The 23,424-nt window shown below is 66.9% G+C and carries 21 protein-coding genes; 5 read left to right on the top strand and 16 right to left on the bottom strand.

The features are described 5' to 3' along the window. The coding region (locus FJV46_RS14770) for an endonuclease/exonuclease/phosphatase family protein (protein ID WP_193557397.1) at positions 1-1,352 on the top strand (1,352 nt) is incomplete at its 5' end. 117 nt (positions 1,353-1,469) lie between these two features. Here FJV46_RS14770 and FJV46_RS14765 read toward each other — a convergent pair. From FJV46_RS14765 to FJV46_RS14705, 13 genes are all read right to left on the bottom strand, one after another. Further along, positions 1,470-2,963 (bottom strand): glycosyltransferase, encoded by a 1,494-nt coding sequence (locus tag FJV46_RS14765; protein WP_087025469.1) that lies wholly within the window; start codon positions 2,961-2,963, stop codon positions 1,470-1,472. 36 nt (positions 2,964-2,999) lie between these two features. Then, positions 3,000-4,853 carry a glycosyltransferase gene (locus FJV46_RS14760; RefSeq protein WP_087025472.1) on the bottom strand — a complete coding sequence of 618 codons (1,854 nt, stop codon included), beginning with the start codon at positions 4,851-4,853 and terminating at the stop codon, positions 3,000-3,002. Continuing rightward, complete coding sequence (wecC, locus tag FJV46_RS14755) at positions 4,846-6,144, bottom strand: UDP-N-acetyl-D-mannosamine dehydrogenase (RefSeq protein WP_087025475.1); 1,299 nt, start codon at positions 6,142-6,144, stop codon at positions 4,846-4,848. The genes FJV46_RS14760 and wecC overlap by 8 nt, the downstream gene beginning before the upstream one ends. Beyond that, positions 6,125-7,807: a glycosyltransferase family protein gene (locus FJV46_RS14750; protein WP_306298268.1), complete on the bottom strand. Its 1,683-nt coding sequence runs from the start codon at positions 7,805-7,807 to the stop codon at positions 6,125-6,127. The genes wecC and FJV46_RS14750 overlap by 20 nt, the downstream gene beginning before the upstream one ends. A 236-nt stretch (positions 7,808-8,043) precedes the next feature. Then, positions 8,044-8,940 carry an ABC transporter ATP-binding protein gene (locus tag FJV46_RS14745; RefSeq protein WP_170212748.1) on the bottom strand — a complete coding sequence of 299 codons (897 nt, stop codon included), beginning with the start codon at positions 8,938-8,940 and terminating at the stop codon, positions 8,044-8,046. Next, on the bottom strand, positions 8,927-9,823 hold the full coding sequence (locus FJV46_RS14740) for an ABC transporter permease (protein ID WP_087025480.1): 897 nt from the start codon (positions 9,821-9,823) through the stop codon (positions 8,927-8,929). The genes FJV46_RS14745 and FJV46_RS14740 overlap by 14 nt, the downstream gene beginning before the upstream one ends. Then, entirely contained in the window at positions 9,823-11,565 is a 1,743-nt protein-coding gene (locus tag FJV46_RS14735) for a glycosyltransferase family 4 protein (RefSeq protein WP_087025482.1), read from the bottom strand. The genes FJV46_RS14740 and FJV46_RS14735 overlap by 1 nt, the downstream gene beginning before the upstream one ends. 2 nt (positions 11,566-11,567) lie before the next feature. Next, entirely contained in the window at positions 11,568-12,758 is a 1,191-nt protein-coding gene (locus tag FJV46_RS14730; RefSeq protein ID WP_087025486.1) for a glycosyltransferase family 4 protein, read from the bottom strand. 82 nt (positions 12,759-12,840) lie between these two features. After that, positions 12,841-13,635, bottom strand: coding sequence for a hypothetical protein (locus FJV46_RS15335; protein WP_087025489.1), 795 nt, complete (start codon positions 13,633-13,635; stop codon positions 12,841-12,843). Then, complete coding sequence (locus FJV46_RS14720) at positions 13,632-14,678, bottom strand: LCP family protein (protein ID WP_087025492.1); 1,047 nt, start codon at positions 14,676-14,678, stop codon at positions 13,632-13,634. Before FJV46_RS14720 ends, FJV46_RS15335 begins: the two co-directional genes overlap by 4 nt. Positions 14,679-14,768: 90 nt before the next feature. Continuing rightward, positions 14,769-16,187 (bottom strand): sugar nucleotide-binding protein, encoded by a 1,419-nt coding sequence (locus tag FJV46_RS14715; RefSeq protein WP_087025495.1) that lies wholly within the window; start codon positions 16,185-16,187, stop codon positions 14,769-14,771. A 3-nt stretch (positions 16,188-16,190) separates the two neighbouring features. Next, the gene (rfbB, locus tag FJV46_RS14710; RefSeq protein ID WP_087025498.1) at positions 16,191-17,189 is read right to left on the bottom strand and encodes a dTDP-glucose 4,6-dehydratase; all 999 of its coding nucleotides are present in this window, start codon (positions 17,187-17,189) and stop codon (positions 16,191-16,193) included. 48 nt (positions 17,190-17,237) lie between these two features. Next, complete coding sequence (locus FJV46_RS14705) at positions 17,238-17,996, bottom strand: hypothetical protein (protein ID WP_087025501.1); 759 nt, start codon at positions 17,994-17,996, stop codon at positions 17,238-17,240. Positions 17,997-18,220: 224 nt separating this feature from the next. On the opposite strand from FJV46_RS14705, the gene FJV46_RS14700 reads away from it, so the two are divergent. Together FJV46_RS14700 and FJV46_RS14695 are read left to right on the top strand one after the other, a co-directional pair. Continuing rightward, complete coding sequence (locus tag FJV46_RS14700; protein WP_087025504.1) at positions 18,221-18,709, top strand: DUF3515 family protein; 489 nt, start codon at positions 18,221-18,223, stop codon at positions 18,707-18,709. 64 nt (positions 18,710-18,773) lie between these two features. Beyond that, positions 18,774-19,631 (top strand): SMP-30/gluconolactonase/LRE family protein, encoded by an 858-nt coding sequence (locus tag FJV46_RS14695; RefSeq protein WP_087025507.1) that lies wholly within the window; start codon positions 18,774-18,776, stop codon positions 19,629-19,631. 117 nt (positions 19,632-19,748) lie between these two features. On the opposite strand, the gene FJV46_RS14690 is transcribed toward FJV46_RS14695, so the two are convergent. Then, positions 19,749-20,588: an SDR family oxidoreductase gene (locus FJV46_RS14690; RefSeq protein WP_179195181.1), complete on the bottom strand. Its 840-nt coding sequence runs from the start codon at positions 20,586-20,588 to the stop codon at positions 19,749-19,751. A gap of 160 nt (positions 20,589-20,748) precedes the next feature. Between FJV46_RS14690 and FJV46_RS14685 the strand changes: the two genes are divergently transcribed. Beyond that, the gene (locus FJV46_RS14685; RefSeq protein ID WP_087025512.1) at positions 20,749-21,711 is read left to right on the top strand and encodes a glycosyltransferase family 2 protein; all 963 of its coding nucleotides are present in this window, start codon (positions 20,749-20,751) and stop codon (positions 21,709-21,711) included. Here the strand turns inward: FJV46_RS14685 and FJV46_RS14680 are convergent. After that, positions 21,708-22,169: an SRPBCC family protein gene (locus FJV46_RS14680; RefSeq protein WP_087025515.1), complete on the bottom strand. Its 462-nt coding sequence runs from the start codon at positions 22,167-22,169 to the stop codon at positions 21,708-21,710. The two genes, FJV46_RS14685 and FJV46_RS14680, sit on opposite strands and share 4 nt — an antisense overlap. Before the next feature lie 76 nt (positions 22,170-22,245). Here FJV46_RS14680 and FJV46_RS14675 point away from each other — a divergent pair, with 76 nt between their 5' ends. Beyond that, on the top strand, positions 22,246-22,476 hold the full coding sequence (locus FJV46_RS14675; protein WP_087025517.1) for a DUF3072 domain-containing protein: 231 nt from the start codon (positions 22,246-22,248) through the stop codon (positions 22,474-22,476). A gap of 154 nt (positions 22,477-22,630) precedes the next feature. Here FJV46_RS14675 and FJV46_RS14670 read toward each other — a convergent pair. Then, a partial coding sequence (locus tag FJV46_RS14670) for a RibD family protein (RefSeq protein WP_140995584.1) occupies positions 22,631-23,424 on the bottom strand: 794 nt, incomplete at its 5' end.

Below are 23,424 nucleotides of genomic sequence, written 5' to 3'. Positions count from 1 at the left end.
CCACCTACTACTTCCGGGTCTCCGCCATCACCGCCGACGGAACCGCCAGCCTCAGCCCCTACTCCACCGCCATCACCGCCAAAACCACCGCCGCCGCCCCCACATCGACGCCCGCACCGACCGGCCTAAAATTCACCGAGCAGAGCGAGTTCGGTATCAAACTGGCCTGGAACGCCTGGAACAACGCACCGCGCTACCGCGTCCAGTTCTCCACGAAGCCCGACATGTCCGGCGCCACCTACAACCGCTACACCACCACCGCCGCTGACATCCGTGGACTCACCCCCAACACCACCTACTACTTCCGTGTCTCCGCCATCACCGCCGACGGAACCGCCAGCCTCAGCCCCTACTCCACCGCCATCACCGCCAAAACCACCGAAAAAGCCGCGCTGGCCCCCGTCACGGATCCGCTGCGCGTGGCCAGCTACAACGTGAAGTGCGCAAACTGCTTCGCAGGCGATCCGAACGAGCTTCCCTGGGCGGATCGGCGAAGCGCTGTGGTTTCGAGCATCAAGAATCAACTCCCCGATGTCCTCGGAGTACAGGAAGCCTCACAGGGCTGGCTCAAGGACGACCCTCGTCCGGGCGGGATCTCCCAGTTCGAGGACCTTGCTGAGCGGCTGGTCGCCGGCGGCGCACCCTACAAACTGACGAACACGAAGCGGAACAACTGCGTGAACCACGCGACTCCGACAAATTGCGTCTACCAATACCAAGGAGCCTCACAGGGCACCAAGCTGCTCTTCAACACCAACACAGTCGACCTAATCAACGAAGGCTCGCTAGCGCTTCCGTCGCTGTCAGGCGAGGACAACGGCCGCTACGTTGCCTGGGGGTCCTTCCTGCAGAAATCAACCGGCAAGAAGTTCTTTGTCGCCAACGCCCACCTGCAGCCGGGAGGTGGTGCCGAATACCAGACACTTCGTGACCAGCAGACCAAGAGCGTTCTGGCCGAGATCAAGCTGAGAAATCCGGAGAACCTTCCCGTTCTCATCCTGGGCGATCTCAACTCGCACAAGTGGACGGAACCGGCCAACGTGCCCTACGACGTGCTCACAGCAGCCGGCTATGTGGACCCTCTCGGTAACACCTATGCCACGGACCAACCGGGCTCCGGCGCTACTGCGGAGTCAAGGATCGGAACCTTCTACGACAGCTTCAATGCATTCAAGCGTCTCGCCAACGCGCGGAACGACTACGGCAACGGCACGTACCTTGACTACATCTTCACCTCGAAGATGAGGGTCGCTGAATGGGAGACGGTCGTGAATGTCGATACCTACGGAAACTTCGTGGGCGTCATCCCCTCGGACCACAACATGATCCGGGTGGACGTCGGGCTGCCCTAGTACAGCTCGGCTCGGTCGAGAGGAGGGTGAACCCAACTCGCGGCCGAAGGGGTTCTACCGGGTGCCCGGGCCGCTCCGCGGAGGACGTCATGACGTCCTCCGCGGAGCATTGCCAGCTCAGGAGGGATCCACGGCCGCCTCGAGCTTACGGTCCACTGCACGATGCATCTCTTGCCCCCAGCGGGCAGTGACCGCCGAATCCGAAAATCGTTCAGCGGTACGACGCGCCGCCTCGCGCATAACACCCAATTCCTCCGCGGATGAGGATGCGATCTTGACGATACTCTGAGCAACGCCGGCGATGTCACCCTGCCGCACCAGGAATCCGTTCACGCCGTCCTCGATGAGGTCCGCTGGTCCGTATGGAATGTCATAGGCAATGGGCAGGCAGCCACCACTCATTGCCTCCAGCAAAACCAGTGGCAGACCCTCCGTGGTGCTCGTCAGCAGCGTGAACGACGCCGACCACAGGTTTTTCCGGGCAGTCTCGCTGAATCCCGGCAAGTGAACTGATGTAGTCAACACCAATTCCTCGACGAGTTGCGCGAGTTTCTTTCGGTCAGGCCCGTCGCCAAAGACGGTCAGACTGCAATCGGCTCCCAAATCCCTAGCCGCACCGAGTGCCTTAATCGCGTGCTGAACGCGCTTCCGTCCGTTCAGGCTGGCAAGCATGACGCCGACCGCCGGGTCCCGCTCCTGTCCAGGATCGAATGCGACCAGTTCGGTACTGTTCGGGACGACGCTGGTCGGGGCACCGGAGCTGTGAACCTCGTCGACGTCCCTCTTCTGCGCGGCGGTGAGGAATATCACCGCGTCGAAGGAGGATAGGCGCTCGAACGTGTATCGGCGAACGCGGCTCAGCTCCCCATGAGGAGGTTGCTCCCCGGCGGCCATGTGCGAGTTGTGCACGAGGTGCATCGTGATGACGTTGGGTCTGCGGTACCGGGTGATGAAATTGGCTGTCGATTTGCTGTCTACGATCATGAAGGTTTCCCGACCAGAGACGACTACATCAAGCCAAAAGAGATACAGGGGCCACATCTGGTTCCAGGAGGCTAACGGTGTTCCCTCGCTGTCGCACAGCGTGACGAGACGACCTCCCTCTGTTCCGCGCTCCGTTACATCCCGGCGGTCAGATACGAAAATTGAGCCATCCGCGCGCAGATAGTCGATTTGGAGGACAGCAGCGCCTGTCGTCTCGTACCGCAGTCGGCGGCGCCTCTCCCCCGCGAAAACTTCCGTTTCGCCTGCACCGGGATCAATCGGGTGAAACTCGCCCTTCACGCGGGAAGCGGACGAAGCCCTCCGCAGATCGGAGTCTGGCAGGTCACGGAGTTCGTCCCACAGATTGCGGAGTTCCATGCCGGCAATCAATTCGCCGTTCACCTCCAGCTCACAGGCGATGTCAGGGTAGTCGGGCTGGAAATCAAAGGTGAGCACATCGACGTGCTGCCCGCCCTCGGTGACGAATGCTCTGGACCGGCGGAGCATCGCACTGGTCATCCCGCCGTAATCGAACGGAATTCCCCAGGTGACCGCGCAGTGATAGCCCTCGGGGAGGACGTGCTGATGGGTGACCGTGCCGGCGTGCAGCATGATGTTCGGATCCATTTCGTCGTAGGTTCTCAAGAACGTCCAGCTCGGCGTCTAGCGCAGAACCATGCTCATGCTGCCGTGCCGCGTGGGGTAGACCTGAAGTGACACGGCATCCCCTTGCAGCGGCATCCTCGTGGTGACGCGCGTATCGGCGCACCGGGCTTCTAGCCAGAAGTCGACTGTGCTGGGGCGAAGCGATCCTGTCGCTGCGGGGTCGAAGTCGAAATGAAGTCGATAGTGATCTCCTTCGGTTGCCACCACCTCGTTCGCAACGACCCGGAAAAAGTCCTCCTGTTGGCGCGCCCGCATCGTGCAGAAAAAGGTGGGGCTCGCCGGGAGCGGACCCTCGGGGAAGGACACCTTCGCGACCACTTCAATCCGCAGACGCCCTCCCGAGCGAACACAGTAGTCCGACGAGGTGACTGCTAGATCGAAGGCCGGGCGCGCGCGATCCTTGCGTTGCCGGACTTCCTGCATCACCTCCGCCCACTTCGAAACGATGGAGGCGTCCGAGAAATCCGCCGCACGCTTGGTCGCGGCGATGCGGAGGGCTAGCTGCTCGTCGTCGGGAAGTGCGAGGAAGTGCCTGATGCACTTCGCCAGCTGTGAGATGTCTCCCTGCTCGACAATGAAACCGTTGACGCCGGAGTCGATGACCGCCGCCGGACCATAGGGGATGTCATACGTGATCGGGATGCACCCCGCCGCCATGGACTCGACAAGTACTAATGCCATGGCTTCGGATGTGCTCGTCAGAAGCGAAAAGGACGCGTCCCTGAATTCAGAGCGAAGCTCCTTGCTGTGTCCGCGCAGTCGCACGATGTCACCGACACCCAACTCGCTAATGAGTGCTTCTAGGGACTCCCGCTGCGAGCCTTCCCCGAAGGCGTCGAGTTGCACCGGAAGATCCGACGACGAGCGCACCTGCTCAATCGCCCGAATTGAGTGGTCCACCCGCTTGCGGTGGCTCAGCGTGGCAGCTTGGATTCCGCGGCCCCTCGTCCTTGGACTACCGGGATCGATATTCGTGTCAACGGTACGGCTGTTTCCGATGACGAATGAATTGCCCACGTCCGCATAGCGCCGGTGCACATCGGCGGCCTGATGTTCGGTCAGGAACACGGCGCCGTCGAAACGATCGAGGTGTGGAAACACTTCGCGGGCAGACGGTGTCAGCTCCGATGCGAAACCATCCGAATGCGACACCAGGTGGGATTCGTGCACGACATAAAGCACGACGGCGTGATCACGCTTGAACGTGGACATGAACCGCGCTGTGTTCTTGTTGTCGACCACGAACCAAGCGGGCGAATCACCGACGAGAAAATCCAGCCACTCGCGGTACAGCCCCCAGGACGAGCCGTACTGCCGCAGTGGCCGACCGTCGTCGTCGCACAGAACGAGTGACCGTCCGCCGTGGACTCCATGCTGACGGGCATCGTGTCGATCCGAGAGAAGCAGCGACCCGTCCGTCCGGAAGTGATCGACCTGCAGCAGTGTTCCGTCTATCGCGTACCGTGCTCGGCGAGAATGGGGACCGTCCAGGTCCGCGACGGGCCCAGACCATGATGCGAGTGGTGCGAAACCATCGAAAAGCTGGTTCTCCTCAGGGCGGTCAAGACCCTTGGCCAGTACCGGCAGATCCTCCCACAGGTTCAATACTGTGGTGCCCTCCGTGAGGAAGCCGTCACTGCACAACTGGGTCCTGATTTCCGCATAGTCACGGAAGTCGTCGAATGTAAGGATGTCGACGGGACGCCCGCCGTACTCGGCGAAGGCACGGGACCTGTGCAGCATCGCGTTGGTCCGGCCCGCGAATTCAGTCGGCAGGCTCCAGGTGACTGCGAAATGCCGTCCCTCTGGCAATCGAGTGGTGTCCTGTTCCTCGTTGATTGCATCAAACATGCTTCTTCCCCCAAAATCCTCGTGTGTCGACGACGGCTTTTCCAGCAAGGCTCTCCTGTGGAATCTCACGGAACCGATCGTGGTCGACCAGCAGGGCCACGACGTCCGATGCGTCCACGGCGTCCTGCATCTCCCGCCACTCCACATTGGCGATACCCGCAACGACCGACGGAAGGTTCCGTCGGTCCCGCAGCGGAGTAGCCACCAGGAGTTGCGCATGGGGTGCGGCCGCGGCCAGGCGCTGCACGATCTCCACTGCAGGCGACTCCCGGATATCGTCGATGTTGGCCTTGAAGGCCAAGCCCAGACAGGCAATGACCGGAGCGTCGATACCCTCGATCGCAGCGAGGATCTTGTCCACCACGTGCCCTGGCTTGCTGTCGTTCACCTCACGGGCCGTCCTGATGAGGGTGGCATGTTCCGGATCGGCCGCGACGATGAACCACGGGTCGACGGCGATGCAGTGGCCGCCCACGCCCGGACCCGGACTGAGGATGTTCACGCGTGGATGGTGGTTCGCGAGCCGGATGAGTTCCCAGACGTCGATGCTCAGGGTGTCGCTGATGACGCTCAGCTCATTGGCGAAGGCGATGTTCACGTCCCGGTAGGCGTTCTCCACCAGCTTGCTCATCTCGGCTGTCGCCGCGTCCGTGATGTGGATCTCACCCTGGCAGAAAGTCTGGTAGAGGTGTCGGGCGGCCTCGGACGCGCGCGGGGTCAGGCCGCCCACCACCCGATCATTGGTGACGATCTCGATCATGATCCGACCGGGCAGCACGCGCTCCGGACAGTGCGCCAGGTGGACCACAGGCCTGCCATCCGCGCCGTCCAGGCTCAGATCGGGGCGCAGCTCCAGGAGGTAGTCGCCGAGACGCTGTGTGGTCCCGGGTGGCGACGTGGATTCGAGAATGATCAGTTCCCCGCCCTCGAGCTGGGGAGCTATCCCCTCCGCCGCAGCACGAACGTAGGACAGGTCCGCGCTCTTGTCGGCCTTGAACGGCGTCGGGACGGCGACGATGTAGGCCCCAGCCCGGGGTGTCTTCGTGGCGGCTCGGAGAGCGCCCTGGCTCACGGCGCCCGCCACATGGATGCCGAGGTCGGGCTCCACGAAAGGAACGAGCCCGTTGTTGACGGCGTCGACGGTGTCCTGGTTGACGTCCACGCCGATCACCGACATGCCCGTGGTGGCGAGGATCGCAGCGGTCGGCAGACCGATGTAACCGAGGCCGACGACGACGACGTCGGCTCGACCCGCTGTGTCGGATGTCCGCTCAGATATCAACGTGCTCATATGGCCTTCCGTAGAATTTGAGATCGCCTGCTGCAAGGAGCTCGGCATCGCCGATCTGCCAGGTGTGCCCGGTTGCACTGCGCACCTGGACGTAGTTGAACCGGTCGGACGAGTAGACACTCCCACCGCTCGCCGCCACGGTCCTCAGGAATGCTGTGTCCTCACCGCGGCGGAGGTCGGGAAAGGGGTTGCTCGCCATGAGTTCTGCACGCGCAACGATGGTGGGGCCCATGACGAAGTCGGTGAATCGGTGCTCCCGCTCCCCCGAGCGCAGGATCACGGCGTCGGACGTCGTGAGGTGCATGTAGTGGGCCTGTTTGCCGACGAGGTCGGCGCCCGAGTAGTCGAGCGCGAACAACTGGTCGCTGAGGTACTGCGGGCCGTAGTGGTCGTCGTCGTCCATCTTTGCGAGCACCTCGCCGTCCGCAGCGTCCGCGCAGCGGTTGAGACACGCGCCGAGGGTCGTAGCGGACGGTTCGGTGAGGAAGACGACGTCGTCGATCCCGTGGGCCCGACCCACGGCCCGGACCTCCTGCTCAGACAGCGGGATGCCGTGGGCGAGGAGTACCAGCTGGGTCTGGACACCCACCTGGCCCCCGATCGTGCGGCACAGCTGTTCGAGCTGTCCCCGACGGATCGTGGGCACCAGGGCCGAGACGGAGGGGCGACGAACGGGCTCGCTCCGGTGTGGGACCACTGCAGCGACGACGCGTTCTGCACGATGGGCGTAGGTGTGGCCGGCCCAGATACGCCGCTGCGCCAGGTGAGCGGTGCGGTCGTTCAGCTCGGAGTTGCGGACGAGGGCACGGACCAGCTGACGTGCCTCAGCACGCGTCGAAGCGACAGGGACTTCGTCCGCCTGGAAGAATTCAGGGATGGCCGCACTGGGCGCCGAAACCACCGGCGTGCCGGACGCCGAGATTTCGAAGATCCGCCGCGCGCACATGCTCGGGGAATCGACCACGGAGTTCACGTTGAGGAACACCTTGTACGCCTTGTACGCCGTCAGCATCTGGTCATAGCGGAGGCTGCCCACCACGCGGCTGTCGAGTGGTGCGGGAAACTGGTACTCCGCCCCGCCATCGAGCAGGCGCGAGAAGATCTCGAGCCCGTGCTCCATGGTCGGGGACGCGTCCATCGCGCCGCCCAGGAGCATCTGCAGCTGCTCCCGCCGCTCGGGGTACTTGTGGGCGAAATACATGCCGGCGAACGCGATGTCCCGCGAGTGCCGCCCGTGCAGGGGGCGCACAGGGTTGTGGATGGCTGGTTGAGCGGCGAAGGGCAGCACCGCGACGCGCTCGTGGCCCAGATCTCTGCAGTAGGACCCGATGCGCCCCTCGTCGGAGGTGAAGACCCAGTCGGCGAGCGTGGCTGCCTGCAGGAAGTCCGCGTAATGGGGCGGGTCCTCCTTGTTCCAGAAGGCCGTAGGGAGGCCCTGCTCCCTGCACCAGGCCATGAGGTGCCTGAACTCGCTGGACGGGCCGGCGGGCCCGCCGATCTTGCCGCGCCACAGACGGCTGTTCCCTGACCACGCGGACTCGATGAAGACGAAATCGAGCTGCTCGGTCTCGCACTGCTCCCGCCAGCGGCGAGGATCGAGGAGGACGGTGGTCCACTCGTAGTCGAAGGCGGCGAGCGAGAACTCGTCGAGGATGACTCCCACGCGGAGCTCCGCCCGACGCGGGGGCCTCCCGAGGGAGGCCCCCGCGGCGAACGAGAGGTGCCGGCGCGGTCCGCGACCGCTCCACGCTCCCTCGGCTCCTCGAAGCCCGCCTGGACCGGTCTGGTGCCGCTCGGACCGCTCCCTGAGGCTCCACGCCCGCAGTTGCTTCATCCCTCCCCGACGCAGATGCCAGACTCCGCGTCGAAGCCGGGTCAGGGAGGCTGCCGCGCGGCCGCTCATAGTTTTCTGCGCCCCGGCCCCTGGTGTTCCACCTCGGTGACGACCAGCGTGCTGACTGCCTCATCCCGGATGGTGGCAGCGCTGTCGACGTTGCCCTTGGTGAGGTGCCGCGTGTAGTCGAGGTATGCCTTGGTGACCGTGGCCGGGTCTCCATCCATCAGGAGGTCGCCCTCGTCCAGCCAGAGCGTCCGGGTACACATCTCCTTGATCGTCCCCAGGCTGTGGCTGACCAGGAAGACCGACCCCGCTTTTGCACGCAGCTCGTTCATCCGCTCCATGCTCCGCTCCCGGAACTGGGCGTCTCCCGTGTTGAGCGCCTCGTCGATGAGGAGGATCTCCGGGTCCACGCTGGCGGCGATCGCGAAACGCAGGCGGGACGACATACCGGAGGAGTATGACCGCATGGGCAGGTGGATGGCTTTACCCAGCCCCGACAGTTCGACGATGGACGCGAACTTGTCGTCGATCTCCGCCCTCGCCATCCCCATGGCGAGGCAGCCCAGGATGACGTTGTGGTCACCCGACAGCTCGGGCACCAGGGCGGCGTTGACGCCGAGCATCACGGGGACACTCGAGGCGTAGACGGCTCCCCGCGTCGGGTTGCTCTGCCCGCTGATGAGCCGCATGAGCGTGCTCTTCCCCGAGCCGTTGCGCCCGACGATGCCGATCGACTCGCCGTGTTCCGCCACGAGGGACAGAGTGTTCAGGGCGTCGACGGGGACGAGCGGGGGCCGGCCGAGCAGCCTGCGGGCCAACCCGCCTGCTCCGGCGCGGGGCAACCCCTGGTGCGCCTCCGTCGAGGGAACGTGATACCGCATGCTGACCCTGTTGACGACGACCGTGGGACCTATGCCCCCGGCGGCGCCGTCGGCGTCCTCCCTACTCGCGGACATAGGATTCCTCCGCCTTACAGAAGAACACCATGCCCAGAACCAGGGCACCGAAGGCCCATGCGGAGAGGATGGCCCAGGACTCCCAGGACGGGAGCGTGGCATAGAGGACACAGTCACGGACGATGTCGAGCACATTGAACAGCGGATTGAGTTGGACGATGGTCAGGAGCACCTCGTGGTCGATGAAGCGCTCGTAGGAGAAGAACACCGCCGAGGCGTACATCCACACGCGGAGCGCGAAACTCAGGAGATGGGTGATGTCGTTGATGCGTGAGATCATCCGCGCCAGGATCAGCCCCACACCCAGGTTGAAGACCGCCTGGAGGAAGAGAGCCGGGAGAATCAGGAGCCAACGCCAGGTGATGTCCTCCACCGGCGGGAAGATCAGGATGAGCACCAGCATCGTGATGAGCACCGGGACCGAGGCGAGGATCTCACGGACGTTCACCGAGATCGGCAGGGTTGCACGCGGGAAGTTGAAGGCCTGGATGACCGCCTTGTTCGACTGCACCGAGCGGGCCCCATTGGTGATGGCTCGCGCGCTGATCTGGAAGAGGAACACCCCGATGATCAGGTAGCCGATGAAGTTCTCGATACCCCGGCTGGTATTGAGGAGCAGACCGAAGATGAGGTAGAACGTGAGGCCGTTGAGGATCGGATTGAGAATCATCCAGGCGCTGCCCAGACGATCCTTCCGGTTGCCGCTGCTGACCCTGGCGCGCGCGTCGTAGAAGATGAAGGCCCGATGGTTCCAGATCTGCGTCAGGTACTCGAGGAACCCCGGCCGCGCACCGATCCGGAGCAGACCGCTGGTGGACACGGGTACGACCTTCACACCGGCAACCGCTGATTCCGTGGTCCCGTCCTCAGCGCCGTGCGCCATCAGGAAGTACCTCCCGCGCGCCGGTAGGCCCCGGAGAGCTCTGCCGCATTGCGCGACCAGACGCGCGTTGCCAGCGCCTGCGCACGCCCGTTCGAACCGTACTCGGTCCGAACCGACGCATGATCCACCAGGCGCCTGATCGCGTCGGCAAGATCCGTCGGTTTCTCCGGCTCGACGAGAAGCCCCGTCACGCCGTCCTGCACGATCTCGCGCAACGCCGGTAGGTCACTGGCGACGACGGGGCGGGAGCACGCCATCGCCTCCACGGGCTTGAGCGGAGTAACGGCACTGGTGACATCCAGGTCCCTGCGGGGAACAACGAACACGTCGAGGGCCTGGTGATAGGACCGCGCCTGGTGCCGTGGCACCCGACCGGTGAACGTCACGCGCGAGGCGATACCCAATTCGAGGGTGAGTGACTTCAGGGCGGGGGCCGCGGCGCCGTCCCCCACGATGAGGCAGCGGAGTTCCGGATGCGTGGGCGCGAGGAGTGCGACGGCTCGGAGGAGCGTCGGCAGACCCTCGTAGTCGACGAGGCTGCTGACCGTCCCGACGAAGACGCCGTCCTCGGGCAGGCCGAGCCCGCGCCGTGCGTCTCCCGGGGCAACAGGCTCTTCCAGGTACTCATCGCCCACAGCGTTCAGGCTCAGCAGGATCTTCTCCTCCGGAACTCCCTTGCGCACAATTCCCTGCTTCATAGCCTCACCTAACGTCACCACGAGGCTGGCATTGCGCATCACCTGTGCTTCACGATCAGTGAAGAGCCTATAGCGTTCGCTCGTTTTCACGTATGCCGGACGCGTGGAGGCCCAGGTGTCCGCGAGTTGCCCGCGGGCCTCGTAGGCCCAGGGGATACCCAGCGCACGCGCCACTTCCTCGACCACGATCCCGTTGACGAACGGTGTTGTGGCATGGAGGACGCCTGGTCTGAGTTCGCGGGCGAGCTCGAGGAGCTCTTCGGCCTGCTGCTGCAGGCGACGCTCGAATCCACGCGCCATCGGGACCGGGAGCAGCCGGTGGTAGCTGACACCCTCCAGCACGTCCACATCGTCGGCGAAGATCTTCCCCACCTGGACGGGGTAGCCGATCCTGGTCGCGGCATGGACCGTCCATCCGGCGTCCAACTGGGCCTTCAGGAGCGAATGCGTGCGCTGTGCATAGCCGCTCCCCGTATGGGGCAGCGAATTGGTCAGCAGATGCAGGACCGTCGTCTCCAGTGGCTCGTAGCCCGGAACATCGGGCAGTGACGGCGTCCAGCCCTCATAGACCCGCACCTCCCCCGCAAGCCGCTCTGCATGTCGATCCCGGCCGGCCTCCCGAAGCACCCCGACGGCTCCGGTCATATCGCCGTCGTACCAGCGCCGGCGAGCACGCTGCCCGGCCGTGGCTGTACTGGAACCGGCACGGGCCAGCAGGGCGTCGGCCTCGTGGAGCATGCCGGCCGCGAGGGCGACGTCAGCCAGCCGGCCCGCGGAGCCTGCGCCGATCCCGGCATCGGGTGCACTCCGGAGGATCGAGGCCACGGTGGCGGTCCTCCCGAGCAGATGAGCCGAGAGCGCCCGGGCCACCGGCAGGTGGCTCCCCCGGTGCCTGGTCAACGCTTCGACCATGCCTGCCAGGCGCCGAACAAGCCCGGACGGCAGTCTGCGACTGATCTGGATGGCCAGCAGAACGGGATCGTCGCTGAGGTGTGTCGACGCCGTCGACGCCGCGAGCCGAAGGTTGCCGAGCAGGCGGAGCATCCTCACCGGCGCGGTTGTCCTGCCACCTCGGCGAGGAGGTCGATGTAGGTGCGTCCCAGCGACTGGATGTCGGCGTTGTTCTGCACCCAGATCTTGCCCTTCTCCCCGATCCGCAACAGCTCGCGGTTCTCGGCGAGAGTGGTCCACAGGTCCGCGAGGGCCCGGGCATCGGCCGGTACGACATGCCCGGCCTCGGCTTCTTCGAGAATGCTGCGGGCCTCTCCCTTGACGATGCCCGTGACGTGGCGGCCCACGGAGAGCACCTCGTAGGTCTTGGAGGGAATGGTGGTGTCGAAGGACTTCCAGTCGTCCCGGAGTGTGACAATGCAGCTGTCCGCGCGTTCGTAGTAGTCCATGATCTGCGGACCGTGGACCGGTGCGTGGAATTCGACGGGCGCCTTGAGCTTGCGGGCCAGGGCCATGAGTCCGTTTCGTTCCACGCCGTGGCCCACGAGGGTCAGCCGCATCTTCGCCCCGACCAGGGCGGCGGCGCGGATGGGCACATCGAGCCGCTGGCTCTCGCCGTGATTCCCGAGGTAGAGCACCTCGAGCCGGTCCTGCCGTGCGGCGGGAGGGCTCATGGGCCTGATGGAGGCCATATCGATGCCGTTGGTCACGGTTGCCACGTTCTTCAGGCCACGTTCGCGGAGCGTGTGCGCGAACCCGTAGGTGACCGTCACCACGAGATCCGCTCGGTCCTGGACGGCGATGATCGCTCGTTCAGCGAGGCTCTTCGCGTTACCGCGGACAATCCGGGCGTCGCGCGCGATGTCCGGCCAGGCATCGCGCATGTCGACGACGAGCGGTCGTCGCAGCATGCGCGAGACGACGAAGCCGGCGCCAAGGATGGGGAGGCTCGGTACCGTCACGATCACCACGTCCGGGCGGGGGGCGAGGGCCGCGGCAGGGATGCTCATGGCGGCGGAGAACAGGTGGTTGACGAGCCGGCCGCTCCGCGTGGTCCGATGCCAGAGGAAGGGCACCCGCAGGATGTTCTCTCCGGAAAGTCCGCGATCCGACCTGAACGGTCTGCCGGCGAGGCGCCGGGACATCGTCCTCCTGCCGTGCGGGGCGTGCGCCACGGGCGTGATCACGTCGATCTCCCAGCCCGCAGCCCGGAAGGTACGGACGAGTTGGGTCCATCGGCGCTGCGGGGGGCTGTGTTCAGGCGTGTAGGAATGCGTCAGAAGCATGACACGCAAGCGAGTTACCCCCCAGACACGGATCGAGACCAGATTGTCCCGCTCATCCTAGCCCTACCCCGTGCGGGGCCCGTCATCTGGCGGCCCGGTTGAACCGCATGCGCCGGTAGTACAGCACCCCCAGTCCCAGCAGGAAGAGGATGACGACGACCCGTGTCAGCGGATGCGTCCCGAGCGACGTGCTGGAGGTCTGGTCGAGGTCGGCCGAGCTCGCTGTCGGTGCGCCCATTTCGGCTGCAGTGGGCGTCGCCACGGGGCGGGCGGACCGGGTGGACTCCGTGTTCTCGGGGGTCGGCTGCGCCGTCGAGGGGGCAGCTGAGGGCGACGCTGAGGACGGCGACGGTGTTGGCGATTCGTCGGCGTCCTCGTCCTGGATGTCCTCCACCAGGTTGGTCACCGGATCCCACCGGAACGAGGTGTAAGCCAGGGAGCCCGCCACGACCAGGTTGTTCGTTCCGGGCTCGATGAGGAAACCGGTGGGAGGGTGGATGAGCCAGCCCGTGGCCGGATCGATCTGGAAGCCGGTGACAGGATCGACGCCGGTCGCGGCCCCCTCCGGCGGCGAGGGTTCGGGCGACGGAGTGGGGTCCGGAGCTGGTGGCGCGGGCGCGGGTGGCTCCGGTGCGGGAGGCTCCGGGACAAGTGGGGCGGGCGGGGCCGGAGGTGGCTGCTGCGCCGGTGGCGATTCTGGCGGATCCTGCTCGGTCGGCGGCAGGGTCGCCGACGAACCGGGGCCGGGGCTTGGAGTGACGACCGGCTGCGGCGGGACGACCGTCGCCACCGCCGGCGCGGCGAGAGGCGCGAGGAGGATGGAGGATCCCAGCAGCGCGGACCCCAGGAGTCGCCGCGCAGCCCGTTCGTGCCTCACGATCCGGTCTCCGCGTTCGAGCTCAGGTAGTCGCCCAATGTGTCGCTCTGGAGGGCTTCGGCGACCTGGGCGATGGCGGCGTCGTCCTTGACCACGATCGACTGGCCGTCCGCAGATGTCCCTGTCCCCAGGTTGGGCAGGGTGAAGAACTCCATGTCACTCCCACGGACGCTGCGCAGCGAGAGGGCGAGCGAGCCGACGGATGAGGCGTCGAGAGTGGAATCGACGGCGACGTACGGCGAGACCTGGTTGACTACCTGGTAGACCTTTTGCGGATCGGTGAGCGTTCCGGCGGTGAGCACCTTGCTGATCACGGCCTTGACGAAGAGCTGCTGGTTCTTCACCCGCTGGTAGTCGCCGTCACTGAATGCATAACGCTCGCGGACGAACTTGAGGGCCGAGTCGCCCTCCAGGGTGATGGGTCCCTGGTCGAAGTTCTCCCCCTGGCTGCCCCGCGACTGGAAGGCGACAGGATTGTTCACCTCGACCCCGCCCAGGGCTTCGGTGAGGCCCTTGAAGCCCTCGAAATCGATGCTCGCCACGTGGTCGACGCGCGTGTCGAACAGGCCCTCGACGGTCTCGACCACGAGGGGCACTCCCCCGAGAGCCATGGCGGCGTTGATCTTCGCCTCGCCGTGGCCCGGGATGTCCGTCCAGGTGTCACGCATGATCGACATCACCTGGATGTCCTGGCGGTCCGCCGGGATGTGCATGAGCATCATGGTGTCCGAGCGGCTGTCCGACGGTTCCGCGGCGTCCACGTCGCCGAGCTCCTCCGGCGTGGCCCGGGAGTCGCTGCCGAGCAGCAGGATGTTCACGGCGCCTTCGGCTTCGGGCGCCACGGTCGGGCGGGAATCCTCCGCCGGGAAAGCCGTTTCGATCGTCTGCGAGTTCTGGTTGAACGACTGCGCCAGCGAGAAGATGTACCCACCGGCGACCAGTGCTGCGACGACGACGAGCGCTCCGAAGACGAGCAACGTGGTGCGCACCGGGTGGCGCTGACGGCTCCGCGTCTCGGTCGCGTCGATATCGTGCAGTGCCATCAGTGATCCCCAGTCGACGTGCGGTGGTTGAGCCAGAACGCGGTCCATGATACGTGGTCGGGCTGGTGCGACCGCTCAGAATCCCACGTCCTAGGAAGACAGGCCCCGCACGTAGGCGCGGAGCCGGTCCGCGGCGTCGGGCGGGGTGAAGCCCGTCGCCGTGATCTTCGCGAGCTCCAGCGTGCTGCGCAGCGGCCGTGGAGCCGCGGCCTTGCCCGCGAAGTACTCCTCGGTGCTGACGCCCGTGACGTCCCCGCGGCTCCGCCCGGCAAGGGCGTACACCTCGCCCGCAATCTGCGCCCAACTCTGCGGTTCGCCGTCGTTCGTCACGTTGTAGGTACCGAAGGGGGAACCGGTGTCGAGCAGGTGGAGGACGGCAGCCGCGAGATCCTCCGTGAAGGTGAGGCGCCCGGTTTGGTCGTCGACGACGCTCGGCGAGATGCCCCGCCCTGCAAGACCGGCCATGGTCCGCACGAAGTTGGCACCATCGCCGATGACCCAGCTGGTGCGCAGGATGTAGTGGCGTGGCACGGTGGCCACGATCGCGTCACCCGCGGCCTTGGTCTGCCCGTACACGCCGAGCGGGGTGAAGGGTTCGTTCTCGCCGTGCACCTCCGCGGACCCGTCGAAGACGTAGTCGCTCGAGATGTGGACGAGGGTCAGGCGGTGCGCGCTGGCCACCCGGGCGAGGGCAGCGACCGCGGTGACGTTGACAGCCCACGCGGCCGCACGGCCGTCGACGGTCTCCGCGGCGTCGACGGCGGTGTACGCCGCCGCGTTGATGATGGTCCCGTACGCGGACCAGGGCCGCGCGTCATCAAGGTCCGCGCCCAGGAGGTCCAGTTCCGCCCGTCCGGCGAATTCGACGGAGTCATGATCCGCGAGGGCTTCCCGGAGCGCCCTGCCCAGCTGCCCGTCGGCCCCGACCACGAGGGTCCTGCGCGGCGCGAGCGGTGTGACGTCGGCGAGCCGCGGGTGCGTGCGGTCCTTCTCGGACAGCTCCGCCTCGGCCAGCGGAATGGGCCATGCGATCGCGGCGGTCTCGTCGGCGAGATTGAGGAACACGTACTGGTCCAGCGCGTCGGCGGACCAGTGATCGTTGACGAGATAGGTGTAGGCCGTGCCGTCCTCGAGCGTCTGGAAGGCGTTGCCGACCCCCCGGGGGATGAAGATGGCAGTGGAGGCGTCGAGCTCCGCCGTGAACACCGCACCGAACGAGGGCCCCTCGCGCAGATCCACCCAGGCGCCGAAGACGCGGCCCGTGGCCACCGAGATGAACTTGTCCCAGGGTTCGGCGTGGATGCCGCGCGTGGTGCCGGCGGTCTCGTTGAAGGAGATGTTGTTCTGCACGGGACCGAAGTCGTCGAGGCCCGCCGCCGTCATCCTGGCGCGCTGCCAGTTCTCCTTGAACCAGCCGCGGTTGTCGCCGTGGACCGGGAGATCGAAGAGGACGACGCCGGGGATGGGCGTCTCGCGGGAGGTGAGGGGCTTCGAGAAGGTTGGTGCCATGATCTACTGCCCCAGGTCGGTGTACTTGGACTCGGTCACGGCCTTCTGCGGCCGCCACCAGGCCTCGTTGTCGCGGTACCAGGCGATGGTGTCGCGCAGGCCCTGCTCGAAGTGGGAGAACTCGGGGGTCCAGCCGAGCTCCGTGCGGAGCCTGGTGGAGTCGATCGCATAGCGGAGGTCATGGCCCGCGCGGTCCACGACGTGGTCGTACGCGTCGGCAGCCTGGCCCATCTCCGTCAGGATGAGCTCCACGACGTCCTTGTTGTTCCGTTCGCCGTCGGCGCCGATCAGATACGTCTGGCCGATCTCACCCCTGTTCAGGATGGTCCACACCGCCGAGGAGTGATCGTCGGCGTGGATCCAGTCGCGGACGTTGAGTCCCTCACCGTAGAGCTTGGGCCGGACGCCGTCGATCACGTTGGTGATCTGGCGCGGGATGAATTTCTCCACGTGCTGGTACGGACCGTAGTTGTTGGAGCAGTTGCTGATGGTCGCCTCGACGCCGAAGGAGCGCACCCAGGCGCGTACGAGGAGATCCGAGCCGGCCTTCGTGGAGGAGTAGGGGCTCGACGGGTTGTAGGGCGTGCTCTCGGTGAACCGGACGGGATCGTCGAGTTCGAGGTCGCCGTACACCTCGTCGGTGCTGATGTGGTGGAAGCGCGTACCGTGACGGCGGGCCGCCTCGAGCAGGGTGTACGTCCCGATGATGTTGGTGTCGAGGAACGGCCGCGGATCGTGCAGGGAGTTGTCGTTGTGGGACTCCGCCGCGTAGTGCACCACGGCGTCGGCCCGCGCGGTCAGCGGATCGACCACGGCGGCGTCGGCGATGTCCCCCACCACCAGCTCGAAGCGGTCGGCGGGCAGCCCCTCGAGGGAGGCGCGGTTGCCCGCGTACGTCAGCTTGTCGAGCACCGTGACGGAGACGTCCGTGTGCTCCATCAGGAAGTGCACGAAATTGGACCCTATAAAGCCGGCCCCGCCGGTCACCAGGAGATTCTTCACGTCCTGCACTTTACCGGGCAGTCCCGTCGCGTCAGGGAGCGCCCCGCGTCAGGCCTGGTGTCCGCCGCGTCGGCGGGCCACGAGGACCACCACGACCGCGGCGACGGCGAGCAGCCCGGCCGCGATCCACGCGATCGGCACCAGGGACGACGTCCGCTCCTCCTCGACGGCGGGAGCGGTCGTGGCTGCGGCGGAGGGCGTCGCCGAGCGGCTCGTACTCGGGGTCGCGCTCGCCGTCGCGCCCGGTTCCACGCCGACGGGCGCCTCGGCGGTGGCGGTGGCGGTGGCCGACGGTGAGGCAGACGGAAGCACCGGTGTGGGCTCGGACGAGGGCGCAGCGGTCTCGGGGGCGGCAATCGACGACGACGACGACGGTGACGGCTCCGCATCGCCCGGCGTGGGGACCGGGGCCTCCCCTGCGATCTGCACCACCTCTCCGGTGGCGAAGTCGTAGCGGACGTTGGTGTAGATGAGGGTGTCCGCGAACAGGAGGTTGCCGGTGTCGGGTTCGATCAGGTACCCCGTGCCGGGGTGTACCAGGAAGCCCGTGCGGGCGTTGATCGCGAAGCCCGTCTCGGGGTCGATCCCGGAGGTGGCCGTGGGGTCCTGGACCGGAGGAGCGGGTTCGTTGAACGTCGAGGCAGGCTGCGGCTGTTCGATGATCTCAGGCTGCTGCTGGCCCAGGATCGCAGGGCGGATCGGCTCCACCTCCAGGGCGAGCGCAGGGGCGGGGAGGGCGAGGAGTGCCCCGACGACGAGGAGGGCGGCTCCCCCGCACCTGAGGGACGGGCGGTACTGCGCTGTCATGGTTCGTCGGCTCGCTTCCCGCGCCCGCGCGCCTGAGGGGCGCCGGGAGCGTCTGATGATCCGCGGCGAATGCTCGGCTGCGGCTCTCGAATCCTACTGGCGCCCACCCCGCGCCGGCCCTGCACTCCGCGCGGGGACCTGCGGCGTGTCGCCGGCTCACGGACTCGACCGCCGCTCCGATGCAACGCTCCCGGGTGGGCCTGCCCACCTACTAGGGTGGGATCATGCGTGCCCTCCCCCGTGCCCTGGCGCTCCTGGCAGTGTCGGCAACCGCTCTGGCCAGTCTGTCGGGCTGCGCGTCCGTCGTGGATGTCGACGCCGCCGCCGACGCCGCGAACGCCGCCTGCGCGGACGTCATGATCGCCCTTCCGCCGATCGTCGCCGAGAACGGGCAGCGGGAGACGAACAGCCAGGCGACCTCCGCGTGGGGGGATCCCTCTCAGGTGGTCCTGCGGTGCGGGGTCGCGGTGCCGGGCCCCACCACCGATCCCTGCGTCACGGTGAACGGCGTCGACTGGGTGCTGAAGGAGGGGGACCCTGCCTGGACGGCCACCACCTACGGCCGGGACCCCGCCGTCGAGGTGCTGTTCGACCCCGAGAAGGTGGCCTCCAGCACTGTCCTCGTCGAGCTGGGGGACGCCGTCTCGCGCGTCGACCAGGGCAGGGCCTGCGTGGGCCTCGACGAGGCGATCCCCGCCCCGTCGGACGGCTGAGGCCAGCGCCGGCCATCCCGTCCGCCCCATGCACCCGATCCACCCGCTACCGCCAGGAGGCACCGTGAAAGCCGAGCAAATCTCAGATGTCTGCACGTTCCATGGCGAGGGCCCCTACTGGGACCCGCGCCGCGGCGAACTCCTCCTCGTGGACATGACAGAGGGTGACGTCCTCGTGCGGCATGACGACGGCTCTTTCGACCGGCACGACGTCCACCCTCGGCTCGCAGGCGTGGTCCGCGGACGGACGTCCGGTGGCTATGTGATCGGCGTCGAACGGGGCTTCGTGTTCGCCGACGAATCCTTCTCGACCCTCGAGCAGGGACCCGAAGCGTTCGGCGACACGGCGGTGCGAATGAACGACGGCGGCTGCGATCCCGCCGGGCGGTTCCTCTGCGGGTCCATGGGCTGGGAGGGAGGATTCGGTGCCGGCGCGCTGTACTCGCTGGACCACGACCACTCCGTCTCCACGCTCCTGCGCGGGGTCACGGTGTCCAACGGCCTGCACTTCTCGCCCGACGGCGGCACCGCGTTCTACAGCGACACCCCCACGGGCCGGATCGATGCCCTGGGGTACGACGTCGACGCCGGTGTGTTCACCGACCGCCGGACGTTCGCCGTCGTCGAGCCGGCCCTCGGCATGCCCGACGGCATGGCCATCGATGCCGACGGGGGAATCTGGACCGCACTGTACGGGGGTGGAGGGCTTGCCCGGTACGACGCCGGCGGGACGCTGAGCGAGCTCGTACGGCTCCCGGTCACCAACGTCACCGCCTGCGCGTTCGGCGGACCCGACCTGCGCACGCTGTTCATCACGACCACGCAGGAGAACATCCCGGCGGGCTCAGAGCCGGCGGCAGGTGCCCTGTTCGCCGTCGAGCCGGCTGTGGCGGGCGTGAGCCTGCCGATGTTCGAGGGCTGACCCGGGGCCGGGTACGGCAGTCCCTCCACGGACGACCACTGTTATGCGCCCGTGGAGGGGATGCCGGAGATCATTCGTGCCCGTCACCACCGCGGATGGGTCCGGTGTGCCGGCCGCTCAGAGGATCGGTTTCCCGCCCGTCACAGCGATGCGTGCTCCGGAGACGTAACTCGCCTCGTCCGAGGCGAGCATCACGTAGACCGGCGCGAGCTCGGCAGGCTGGCCCGGGCGCCCCAGGGGTACCTGCTGCCCGAAGCTCTCGACCTGCTCCTCGGGCAGGGTGGCCGGAATCAGCGGCGTCCAGATGGGGCCGGGTGCCACCGAATTCGCACGGATGCCCCGCTCGGCGAGCAACTGCGCCATCGCCGCCGTCATGATCGCGATCCCCGCCTTCGTGGCCGAGTAGGGCATGAGGGTGGGCACCGGGTTGTCCGAGTTGACGGAGCTCGACCCGATGATGGACGAGCCGGGTGCCATGTGGGGAAGCGCGGCCTTCGTAAGGTGGAAGAACGCGCTGAGGTTGATCGCCAGGGTGCGGTCCCACTCCTCGTCCGGAATCTCCTCGATCGTCTCGTGCGTCATCTGGAACGCTGCGTTGCTGACGAGCACGTCGACGCGCCCGAACTCCTCCACGGCCTTGTCGACCACGGCCCTGCACGTCGCCGGATCGGCGAGGTCCCCGGGGAACAGGACAGCCGTCCGCCCCGCTTCCTCGACCCAGCGCGCGGTCTCCCGGGCGTCCTCGTCCTCGTCGAGGTAGCTGATCAGCACATCCGCGCCCTCTCTCGCGTAGGCGATGGCGACGGCCCTGCCGATGCCGCTGTCGCCACCGGTGATGACTGCCTTCTTGCCGGCGAGGCGCCCCGATCCGCGGTAGGACTGCTCACCGTGGTCGGGTGCCGGGTCCATTGCACCCGTGGTTCCGGGCGGCTCCTGCTGCTGTGCTGGCTGGCTCACTGTTCCTCCTGGTGTGGTTGCGTGTCCGCGATCGCCGGGCGTGTCCAGCGCTCATCGGGGCCGCGGATTCCTTGCCCAGCAACCGTAAGCAGCCTTAGTACTTGGAGGGAAGCGGGTTTCCGCGCCGCGCAGTCGTTGCACAGGAGGATCAGCAGCAGTCATGGAGCACCGGGCCGACTACATCCTGCCGCTCAGATGGACGGACGGCGGACCGCTCGAGGAACTCGCGCACTATCTGAGCGACCTGAGCCGGTGCGTGGACGTGACCGTGGTGGACGGCTCCCCCGCCGCTCTCTTCGAACTTCACGGTCACGCGTTCCCCCAGGACGTCCGCCACGTCAGGCCGGACCCGCAGCGCATCCGCCGGGGAGGCAACGGGAAGGTCCAGGGGGTCATGACGGGGGTGGCCCTGGCACGCCACGAGCGCCTCGTGATCGCCGACGACGACGTCCGGTACACGCGCAATGACCTGGCGCGGCTCCTGCAGCTCCTCGATGGGGCCGATCTCGTGAGACCGCAGAACTACTTCGCACCGCTCCCCTGGCATGCCAGGTGGGACACAGCACGCACACTGCTCAACAGGGCGTTCGTCTCCGACTATCCCGGCACGCTCGCTGTGCGGCGCAGCACCCTCCTGGCGAGCGGCGGCTACAGCGCCCAGGCCCTGTTCGAGAACCTCGAACTCATCCGCACCGTCCGGGCGGCGGGCGGCGTCGAGATCCGGGCCGACGATCTCTTCATCCGGCGCAGACCCTGCTCCGCTGCGCACTTCGCGCGGCAGCGCGTGCGGCAGGCCTATGACAGCTTCGCGCAGCCGCGACGGTTCGCCGTCGAACTCGGACTGCTGCCCGCCGCTCTTCTCCTCCGCCCGACCGCTCGGCAACTGGCCGGGCTCGCGCTCGTCGTCGTCACGCTCGCCGAGACAGGACGACGACGCCACGGTGGCGCAGCCGTCTTCCCCGCCACCTCGGCGCTGTGGGCTCCGGCATGGCTCGTGGAGAGGGCCGCCTGCAGCTGGCTCGCGCTGGCCGGCAGGGCCCGCGGCGGCGTGCGCTACGGTGGCGGGAGAATGCCTCTCGCGGCGCACTCGGAACAGCACCTGCGACGCACCCGTACGGCCTAGTTCTGCGCAGGCGGGCCAGCGAGGGAATCGAGTTTCGCCTTCAGACCGTTGAGGGCCGGATCCCTCAACGACATGAACGCTGGACCCATGAAAGGCTGCGCGAGCTTCAGGAACCCCTTGATGCCGAACTCGGCCGTGTAGGTCACATCGCTTCCACCCGGGAGGGAGGTCGAAGGGGCCACGTCCACGGAGTCGAAGGCGATCACGGTCTTGTTCTCCCCGCGCAACTGGATGTGGCCCGGCCGCAATTCCCTGATCTGGTACTCGATGGACTGGCGCTTGCCGCGGAAGTCCGCCTCCGCGTGGTAGCGGTGGCCGATCGCCGCCGGACCGTCGGACCGCTTCTCGACCACCGGCGTTCCCGGGTCCCAGGTGCTCGTGTTCTCGAATTCGGAGAGGAAGGCGAAGGCCTGCTCCGGAGGGAGGACGGTGCTGATGGACCCGCTGACGGTGATCATGGCCCCACCCTACAAGGGTGTCAGTGACAGTAAGTAGACTGATGGCTCAGCCCGATCACGACGATGAGGAACTCACATGGCAGACACACTGGGAAGCCCGACCTCCGAGCCCGAGGGCGGATTCGAGCGGGATCCCTCCGATTGGGTGACCGGCGACGAGCCGATGACGGCAGCGCAGCGCAGCTACCTGGATACCCTCGCCCGCGAGGCCGGCGAGGAGATTCCCGCGGACATCAACAAGGCGGAGGCCTCGGAGCACATCGACCGGCTCCAGGGGAAGAGCAAGAGGCTCGACGAGAACTCCTGATCAGGGTGCACTGACCGACCAGCGAGCCCCGCATCGCAGCCGCCGACGGCGGCAGTGATGCGGGGCTCCCTCGTTCCCGGCGTCCGGTGCGCTGCGCACACCGCCTGACAGTGCACTGCGTGCGCTGCCGGTGCCTTCGCGCTGTGCGCACCCGTCACGTGCCGAAATTGAACTCCGTGCAGATGTCCTGACCGAAGACGAATCGGCGGACCGGGGCGGTCCGAGCCTCCGCCAGCATGTCGGAACCGCTGAAGCGGATGCCCGGCACGCCGTCGCCGATCAGCACCGGCGCCGTCGTCAGGTAGAGCCTGTCGAGCAGGCCGGCCTCGAGGAAGCGGGAGACGGTCTTGCCGCCGCCCTCCACCAGCACCTTCCGGAGGCCCCTGGCCTGCAGGAGATCGAGGACACGGCGGGGGGCGAATTCCTCCGCCGGAAGCCGGACGACCTCCACCGATGCGGGCAGGCCCTCCGGGACCGAGGCGTCCAGCGCCGTGACCAGCAGGGTCGGGACGCCGTCGTCCGCGAAGACACGCGCCCGGGCACCGACCTTCGCGCCGGCGTCGAGCACCACGCGGACGGGGCTGGTTCCCGCCACGTCCTCGACCGCCAACGAGCAGTCCTCGACCAGGACCGTGGAGGCACCCACGACCACGGCGTCGGAGAGCGCCCGCAAGCGCTGGAGGTGGTTGTGGCTGCCGCTGTCCTCGTGGAGGCCCGCATCGCCCGAACGCGAGGCGATGAAGCCGTCGAGGCTCTGCCGCAGCTGCCCCACGACAAGCTGCCCGTCGGCACCGGCGAGATAGCCGTAGCGGTGCGCTAGCTGTACTGCCCAGGGACGTTGGTTGATGTGTGAGGACGCGTCGTAGGTTCTGGACGCGAGGAGGACCTCCGATCGAGAGTGGAGCTGTCTAGGTTCCGGTTTTCGATCAGGAGGTCCTCGTGTCTCAC

The sequence above is a fragment of the Arthrobacter agilis genome, assembly GCF_006494655.1.
GTDB lineage: Bacteria > Actinomycetota > Actinomycetes > Actinomycetales > Micrococcaceae > Arthrobacter_D > Arthrobacter_D agilis.
This window is presented reverse-complemented; position numbering and strand designations above follow the sequence as displayed.

Coding starts and splice junctions, on each gene's coding strand:
- wecC (WP_087025475.1), bottom strand. CDS start 6,144: ATGAGCACGTTGATATCTGAGCGGACATCCGACACAGCGGGTCGAGCC.
- FJV46_RS14675 (WP_087025517.1), top strand. CDS start 22,246: ATGGCAGACACACTGGGAAGCCCGACCTCCGAGCCCGAGGGCGGATTC.
- FJV46_RS14765 (WP_087025469.1), bottom strand. CDS start 2,963: ATGGATCCGAACATCATGCTGCACGCCGGCACGGTCACCCATCAGCAC.
- FJV46_RS14745 (WP_170212748.1), bottom strand. CDS start 8,940: ATGTCCGCGAGTAGGGAGGACGCCGACGGCGCCGCCGGGGGCATAGGT.
- FJV46_RS14735 (WP_087025482.1), bottom strand. CDS start 11,565: ATGCTCCGCCTGCTCGGCAACCTTCGGCTCGCGGCGTCGACGGCGTCG.
- FJV46_RS14685 (WP_087025512.1), top strand. CDS start 20,749: ATGGAGCACCGGGCCGACTACATCCTGCCGCTCAGATGGACGGACGGC.
- FJV46_RS14700 (WP_087025504.1), top strand. CDS start 18,221: ATGCGTGCCCTCCCCCGTGCCCTGGCGCTCCTGGCAGTGTCGGCAACC.
- FJV46_RS14740 (WP_087025480.1), bottom strand. CDS start 9,823: ATGGCGCACGGCGCTGAGGACGGGACCACGGAATCAGCGGTTGCCGGT.
- FJV46_RS14680 (WP_087025515.1), bottom strand. CDS start 22,169: ATGATCACCGTCAGCGGGTCCATCAGCACCGTCCTCCCTCCGGAGCAG.
- FJV46_RS14730 (WP_087025486.1), bottom strand. CDS start 12,758: ATGCTTCTGACGCATTCCTACACGCCTGAACACAGCCCCCCGCAGCGC.
- FJV46_RS14705 (WP_087025501.1), bottom strand. CDS start 17,996: ATGACAGCGCAGTACCGCCCGTCCCTCAGGTGCGGGGGAGCCGCCCTC.
- FJV46_RS14720 (WP_087025492.1), bottom strand. CDS start 14,678: ATGGCACTGCACGATATCGACGCGACCGAGACGCGGAGCCGTCAGCGC.
- FJV46_RS14760 (WP_087025472.1), bottom strand. CDS start 4,853: ATGTTTGATGCAATCAACGAGGAACAGGACACCACTCGATTGCCAGAG.
- FJV46_RS14715 (WP_087025495.1), bottom strand. CDS start 16,187: ATGGCACCAACCTTCTCGAAGCCCCTCACCTCCCGCGAGACGCCCATC.